Source organism: Pantanalinema sp. (assembly GCA_036704125.1).
Lineage (GTDB): Bacteria > Cyanobacteriota > Sericytochromatia > S15B-MN24 > UBA4093 > JAGIBK01.
Map to the genome: position 1 here is coordinate 62,243 of DATNQI010000059.1, position 6,638 is coordinate 68,880.

The 6,638-nt window shown below is 69.0% G+C and carries 7 protein-coding genes; all 7 read left to right on the forward strand.

The window, feature by feature from the left end; all coding sequences use genetic code 11:
• Positions 1 to 6: 6 nt before the first annotated feature.
• Entirely contained in the window at positions 7 to 1,083 is a 1,077-nt protein-coding gene (locus V6D00_09270) for an MraY family glycosyltransferase (GenBank protein ID HEY9899357.1), read from the forward strand.
• Complete coding sequence (gene wecB / locus V6D00_09275; GenBank protein HEY9899358.1) at positions 1,076 to 2,221, forward strand: UDP-N-acetylglucosamine 2-epimerase (non-hydrolyzing); 1,146 nt, start codon at positions 1,076 to 1,078, stop codon at positions 2,219 to 2,221. Before V6D00_09270 ends, wecB begins: the two co-directional genes overlap by 8 nt.
• Positions 2,222 to 2,520: 299 nt before the next feature.
• The gene (locus tag V6D00_09280) at positions 2,521 to 3,213 is read left to right on the forward strand and encodes a Crp/Fnr family transcriptional regulator (protein ID HEY9899359.1); all 693 of its coding nucleotides are present in this window, start codon (positions 2,521 to 2,523) and stop codon (positions 3,211 to 3,213) included.
• 109 nt (positions 3,214 to 3,322) lie between these two features.
• Positions 3,323 to 4,402 carry an isocitrate/isopropylmalate family dehydrogenase gene (locus tag V6D00_09285; protein HEY9899360.1) on the forward strand — a complete coding sequence of 360 codons (1,080 nt, stop codon included), beginning with the start codon at positions 3,323 to 3,325 and terminating at the stop codon, positions 4,400 to 4,402.
• 49 nt (positions 4,403 to 4,451) lie between these two features.
• A complete protein-coding gene (locus V6D00_09290) occupies positions 4,452 to 5,558 on the forward strand; it encodes a sorbosone dehydrogenase family protein (GenBank protein HEY9899361.1) in 1,107 nt (368 codons plus the stop codon).
• A gap of 88 nt (positions 5,559 to 5,646) precedes the next feature.
• Positions 5,647 to 6,177 (forward strand): superoxide dismutase family protein, encoded by a 531-nt coding sequence (locus tag V6D00_09295; protein ID HEY9899362.1) that lies wholly within the window; start codon positions 5,647 to 5,649, stop codon positions 6,175 to 6,177.
• Positions 6,178 to 6,261: 84 nt separating this feature from the next.
• On the forward strand, positions 6,262 to 6,585 hold the full coding sequence (locus V6D00_09300; GenBank protein ID HEY9899363.1) for a hypothetical protein: 324 nt from the start codon (positions 6,262 to 6,264) through the stop codon (positions 6,583 to 6,585).
• The last annotated feature ends 53 nt before the right edge of the window (positions 6,586 to 6,638 follow it).

Consider the following 6,638-nt stretch of genomic DNA (forward strand, 5'->3'; position numbering starts at 1 on the left):
GCTGTCGTGACCGATTACTGGCTGCTCGTCGTTGCCCTGTCCGTGATGGCCCCCTGGCTGGCCACGGACATCCTCATCCCGTGGGTCGTCCGCCTCGCCTACAAGATCGGCAAGGTGGACCAACCGGATGCGCGCAAGGTCCACACCATCCCCATCCCCCGCCTCGGGGGCGTGGCCATCTTCGCGGGCTTCTTCATCGGGCTGCTGGCCCTCGAGCTGCTGGTGCCCGGCGAGCTCTTCGCCCTCGAGGGGCCGCTGCGCGGGGTGCTGGTCGGCGGGGCCCTGATGTTCCTGGTGGGCATCGTCGACGACCTCAAGCCCCTCAACGCCAAGCTGAAGTTCGCCCTCCAGATCCTCGCGGCGCTGGCGGCCTACACCTACGGGGTGCGGATCGAGTTCGTCTCGAACCCCTGGGCGAGCGGCCTGTACTTCCTGCCGGGCATCGTCCCGGCGGCGGTGACGGTCTTCTACCTGGTCGGCATCACCAACACCATCAACCTGATCGACGGCCTGGACGGGCTGGCGGGCGGGGTCAGCCTGATCGCGGCGGGCACCATCGGGATCATCGCCCTCCAGACCAACCAGCCCATCGCGGGCCTGATGGCCCTCGCCCTGGCCGGGGCGACCATCGGCTTTCTGCGCTACAACTTCAACCCGGCCAAGATCTTCATGGGGGACGGCGGGGCGCTCTTCTTGGGCTTCACCCTCGCCTCCATCTCGATCATGGGGGTGCTCAAGCTGGTGGCGGCGGTGGCCTTCGCCCTGCCCCTCTTGATCCTGGGCGTGCCCATCCTGGACACGGCCTTCGCCATCCTGCGGCGGGCCTGGAACCGCAAGCCCATCTTCAGCCCGGACCGCGGCCACCTTCACCACCGCCTGCTGGACGCGGGGCTGACCCAGCGCCGCGCGGTGCTCGTCATCTACGGCATCTGCCTGACGCTCGCGGGCACCGCCCTCTGGCTCGCCGGGGTGCAGGGCGGCTACCCGGTGCTGCTGGCAGGCGCCTGTTTCCTGGCGTACGGCATCTTCCGTCTCTACCGCGCTTCGCGCCTCACGGCCACCAAGGAATCCAAAGGTGAGTAAACCCACTGTTCTCTGCGTCTTCGGCACCCGCCCCGAGGCCATCAAGATGGCGCCGGTGGTCCTTGCGATCGCTGCTTGCCACGACCTCGACCTCAAGGTCTGCGTCACCGCCCAGCACCGCCAGATGCTCGACCAGGTGCTCGACCTGTTCGGCATCGTCCCGGACGCCGACCTGGACCTGATGCAGCCGGGCCAGACCCTGCCGGATCTGACGGGCCGGGTCCTCACCCAGCTCACCCCGGTCCTCAAGGACCTGAAGCCCCGGCTGGTGCTGGTCCACGGCGACACCACCACCACCATGGCAAGCAGCCTGGCCGCCTTCTACGAGCGGATCCCGGTGGGCCACGTGGAGGCGGGCCTGCGCACCGACGACCTCTACAACCCCTTCCCCGAGGAGATGAACCGGCGCGTGGCCAGCCAGCTCACGCGCCTGCACTTCGCCCCGACCTCGACCGCGGTCGCGAACTTGCGGCACGACGGGATCGCCCCCGAGGGGATCTTCCTGACGGGCAACACCGTCATCGACGCCCTGCTCGAGACCGCGCTCAAGATCGAGGCCGCCCCCGCGCCTCGCCGGACGATCCTCGTGACGGCCCACCGCCGCGAGAACTGGGGCGAGCCCCTGCGGGACATCTGCTGGGCGGTGCGGGATCTCGTCGCGCGCAACCCCGACATCGACGTGGTCTTCCCCGCACACCTGAACCCCATCGTCCAGGACACCGTCCGCGAGATCCTGGGCACGCTCGAGCGGGTGCGGATCATCGACCCGCTCGACTACGCCCCCTTCGTGAAGGCCATGAAGGAAGCGACCCTCATCCTGACCGACTCGGGCGGGGTGCAGGAGGAGGGCCCGAGCCTCGGCAAGCCGGTGCTCGTCATGCGCACCACCACCGAGCGCCCCGAGGCGGTCGAGGCCGGCACCGTGCGGCTGGTGGGCGTCAAGCGCGAGGACATCTTCCGCAACGCCCAGGAGCTGCTCGACGACGCGAGCGCCTACGCCCGGATGGCGAACGCGGTGAACCCCTACGGCGACGGCCGGGCGGCCGCGCGCATCGTGGAGGCGATCCGCTACTTCCTCGGTCTGAGAAGCGATCGCCCGACCGACGAGTTTCACCCGGAGGCGCCGGCCCGGGCCTGAGACGCGCTTCGAGCGGGAGGCATTGCCTCCCGCTTTTTTTGCGGCCCCGACATGTGACAAAGCGCACGGCCTAACGTAATCAGGGCTTGTTATGTTAGGGGCAAGCCAGGTTATGTAACGCCTGGGGTCGTGTTACGTTTCGTTAACCCGCCTGGCAAGCGAGCTTTCGATCTTGTTCCGAGTCCTCCTCGGTTGTTATAATTGCATGCCACCGTCGCAGCGACCTGGACATGTTGACATCGTGCACGCATCCCGCTCGAGGGAGAAGGAGGTTCCCGTTGGCGCCCAAGGAAGTTCCCGTGACATCCTCGACGAACGCCGTCGCTTTCCTCCAGCGGGTCTCGATCTTCAAGGGGGTCTCCGCCGAGAGCCTGGCGCGCGTCGCCTCGATCACCGGCGAGAAGAGCTACTCCAAGAAGAGCATCATCTTCCACGAGGGCGACGAGGGGGACACCCTCTACATCCTCAAGGCGGGCCGGGTGAAGATCTCCAAGATCACCGAGGACGGCCGCGAGAAGACCCTCACCATCATGCAGCCCGGTGACTTCTTCGGCGAGATGGCGATCTTCGACAACCTGCCCCGCTCGGCGACCGCCGAGGTCATCGACGACGCGGCCACGGTCCACACCGTCGCCAAGCGCGATTTCGAGCGGATCCTGGTCGAGAACCCCTCCATCGCCATGCAGATCATGGGCGATCTCACCCGCCGCATCCGCCAGGTCAACCAGCAGGTCGAGGACCTTGCCTTCAAGGACGTGCACGAGCGCGTCGCGAGCACCCTCAACCTGCTCTCCAAGAGCGAGGGCCGCGTCATCGGCAGCAAGGTCCTCATCAACCTCAAGATGACCCACCAGGACCTGGCCAACATGGTCGGCTCCAGCCGCGAGACCGTCACCCGCGCGCTGAACCGCCTCCAGGACGACGGGGTCATCTCGATCGCGCACCAGCAGATCACCATCAACCAGCCCAACGCCCTGGTCCGCTGGCGCTAGCCGCGGCCCTTACCCGTTTTCGATCGCTCGGTCGAGGCTCCGCCTCGCCGGGCGATTCTGCTATGAATGCCTGGATCCGAGGGCTCGCGAGGAGGCCGAGGGAGGTGAGGTGAGGACGATCCGGGTGGGGCTGGTGCCGGGCGACGGCATCGGGCCGGAGGTGATGGAGGCCGCCCTTCGCGTGCTCGTGGCGGCAGGCGATCGCTTCGGCTTCGGGCTCGAGTTGCGCAGAGGCCTGATCGGCGATGCCGCCCTCGCAGCCGGAGAGCCTGCCCTTCCCATCAAGACGGTTCACCTGTGCGAAGAGGTCGACGGGGTGCTGCTCGGGCCGGTCGGGGGCGCCCACTGGAGCCACATCACCTATCTCTCCGAGCCCAAGCTCGCCATGCAAAGCCTCCACGGCTGGCTCGGCGCCTACGCCAACCTGCGCCCCTTCCGCGTCGAGGATTGCCTGATCGGGATCTCGCCCTTTCGCCCCTCGGTCGTCCGGGGCGTGGACCTCATGGTCGTGCGGGACGTCTCGGCGGGGCTCTACTTCGGGCGCCCGCGCGGCATCGAGCAGCGCGATGGCCGGCGCCTCGCGGTGAATACCCTCGCCTACGCCGAGGGCGAGATCGAGCGGGTCGCCCGGGCCGCCTTCGACGCGGCCAGGCATCGGCGGGGCGAACTGGTGCTCGCGGGGCTCGGAAAGGTGCTGGAAACGGGCCTGCTCTGGCAGGAGGTGACGGCCGCGGTGGCCGCCGACTACCCGCAGGTGCGCTTTTCCCTCATGGATCTGGACCAGTGCGTCCTGGAGCTCTCCTTGGCGCCGCGCCGGTTCGACGTCATCCTGGCCGAGATAGTGGCCGGCGAGCACCTCAGCGCCCAGGCGGCGGGCCTCTCGGGATCCCTGGGCCTCCACCCCTCCGCCGTGCTGTGCAGAAAGAGCCCCGGGCTCTTCTCGCCCGGGCACGGCTCGGCCCCCATCCTCGAGGGGACGGGGCGGGCGAACCCGACGGCGGCGATCCTCGCCGGAGCGCTCATGCTCGAGATGGTGCTCGGCCTGGGCGAGGCGGCAGCCGGGATCCGGCGGGCGCTGAGCGATGCCGTCGAGGGCGGCGCGAGGACCTTCGACGTCTGCCCGCCCGACTGCGAGCCCCTCTCGACCGGCGCTTTCACCGAGCGCGTGATCGCGGCTCTCGGCCCATGAGCGCGCGGGCTTTTCCGGTGGTATGATCGCTTGCCGCTGGAGGTTCGCGATGAGAAAGAGCTTGCTCTCGCTTCTTGCCCTCGGGATGGGGGCGCTCTGCCCGGGGGCCGTTGCGTCCCCCTTGCCCCATCCGATCGCCCTGCCAAGGGGCTTTGCGATCGCCCCCTACGCCGAGGGCCTTCCCGGGGTGCGCTTCATGGCCCTCTCGCCCGCGGGGGATCTGACCGTCACCCGGCCGAACCGAGGCGAGGTCCTCCTCCTGAGCGATCGGGACCGGGATGGCCGCGCCGAGCGCGTCCGGATCTTCGCCTCGGGCCTCGACCGCCCCCACGGCCTCGCCTGGCGTGACGGGGCGCTCTACGTCGCCGAGACGGCGGCCATCGTGAGGCTCGAGGACACCGACGGCGACGGCAAGGCCGACCGCAAGCAGGTCCTGACCCGCGACCTGCCCGAGGGCGGCATGCACTGGACCCGGACCCTCGGGTTCGGCCCGGACGGGGGCCTTTACGTCTCGGCCGGCTCCGACTGCAACGCCTGCGTCGAGAAGGACGAACGCCGCGCGACGATCATGCGCTTCGAGCCGGACGGCAGCAAGCGCCGGATTTTCGCCCGGGGCCTGCGCAACGCGGTCGGCTTCGTCTGGCACCCTTCGACCGGGGCCCTGTGGGCGACCGACAACGGGCGCGACTGGCTCGGCGACGACCAGCCGCCCGACGAGCTGAACATGGTGAAGGAAGGGGCCCACTACGGCTGGCCCCGCTGCTGGGGCGATCGCAGGCCCGATCCGGACCTGGGGGATGCGGCCTTCTGCGCCGGGACCGTGCCGCCCGCGCTCGCCTTCCAGGCCCACTCGGCCCCCTTGGGCCTCGCCTTCTACACGGGCAAGCAGTTCCCCGCCGACTACCACGGCGACGCCTTCGTGGCCTTCCACGGCTCGTGGAACCGGGAGATCCCGACCGGCTACAAGGTGGTGCGGGTCCGCTTCAAGGGCGCAAGGCCCGTCGCCTACGAGGACTTCGTCACCGGCTGGCTGCGCGATCGCAAGGCCTGGGGGCGCCCGGTGGACGTGCTGGTCGCCCGCGACGGTGCGCTCCTGGTAAGCGACGACGCCGGCGGGCGCATCTACCGCATCACCTACCCTCGCTCGGCGCGCTGACGAGAATCTCTCTGTTTGGCACGATGATCTCGCGCCCGCCGTTGGCGAGCATGGGCCCGCATACGGGTCGATACCGAGCGGAGGATTCATGCGATTGATGCGAGAAGCCGTGTTTGCCCTGGCGTGCGCCGGGGTCATGACCGTGGGGGTGGCCGCCGCGGGAGCCGCGTCCCCGACGGCAGGCGCCGTGCTGCGCAACGCGCAAGGGGCCGAGGTCGGCACGGCCACCCTCACCGAGGTCCAGGGCGGGGTCCGCATCGTCCTGAAGGCGCAGGGCCTGCCGCCCGGGGTCCACGCCATGCACCTCCATGCGGCGTGCAAGTGCGAGGGGCCCGAGTTCACCTCGGCCGGCCCCCACTTCAACCCGGACGCCAAGAAGCACGGCCGCAAGAATCCGGCGGGGCCCCATGCCGGCGATCTTCCGAACATCCAGGTGGGCCAGGACGGCGCGGTCACGGTGGACGTGGTGGCGAGCGGGGTGAACCTCGGCGAGGGCAGCCACTCGCTGCTCTCCGGCGCGGGGACCTCGCTGGTCATCCACGCCAAGCCGGACGACGAGGTGAGCGACCCGGCAGGCAACGCGGGGACTCGCATCGTGTGCGGGCCCATCACCAGGTGATGTGATGGAGGAATCGAAGCGAGTCCGAGCGGGTATTAAAATATGAGGCGTAAGCCGCTTATCGCATGTTATGCAGGAGTGACCATGTCGAACTGGAATACCGAATCGTTGACGCAGGCCATCGAGCAGTTCAAGCAGCGTGCCGCTCGTGACGGGGAGTTCCGGGCGCTCGCCCTGAAGGACCCGGGGCTCGCCGTCAAGGAGCTGACCGGCGTGGAGGTGCCCGAGGGCTTCACGATCGACGTCCTGGAGGCGAAGGACGCCGACCTGACGATCGTCCTGCCGCCCCTCAAGGCCGACGCCGACGAGCTGGACGAGTCCGAGCTCGAGCTGGTGACGGGCGGGACCAGTTTCTCGTCCTTCATCCTCTACGGGCCCAACGACGTCCCCCCCAAGAAAAAGAAGTAGCCTTCAAGTTCATCCGGCCGGGCGACCGAGACGTCGACGTCTCGGTCGCCCGG

Coding starts and splice junctions, on each gene's coding strand:
- V6D00_09290 (HEY9899361.1), top strand. CDS start 4,452: ATGAGAAAGAGCTTGCTCTCGCTTCTTGCCCTCGGGATGGGGGCGCTC.
- V6D00_09295 (HEY9899362.1), top strand. CDS start 5,647: ATGCGATTGATGCGAGAAGCCGTGTTTGCCCTGGCGTGCGCCGGGGTC.
- V6D00_09300 (HEY9899363.1), top strand. CDS start 6,262: ATGTCGAACTGGAATACCGAATCGTTGACGCAGGCCATCGAGCAGTTC.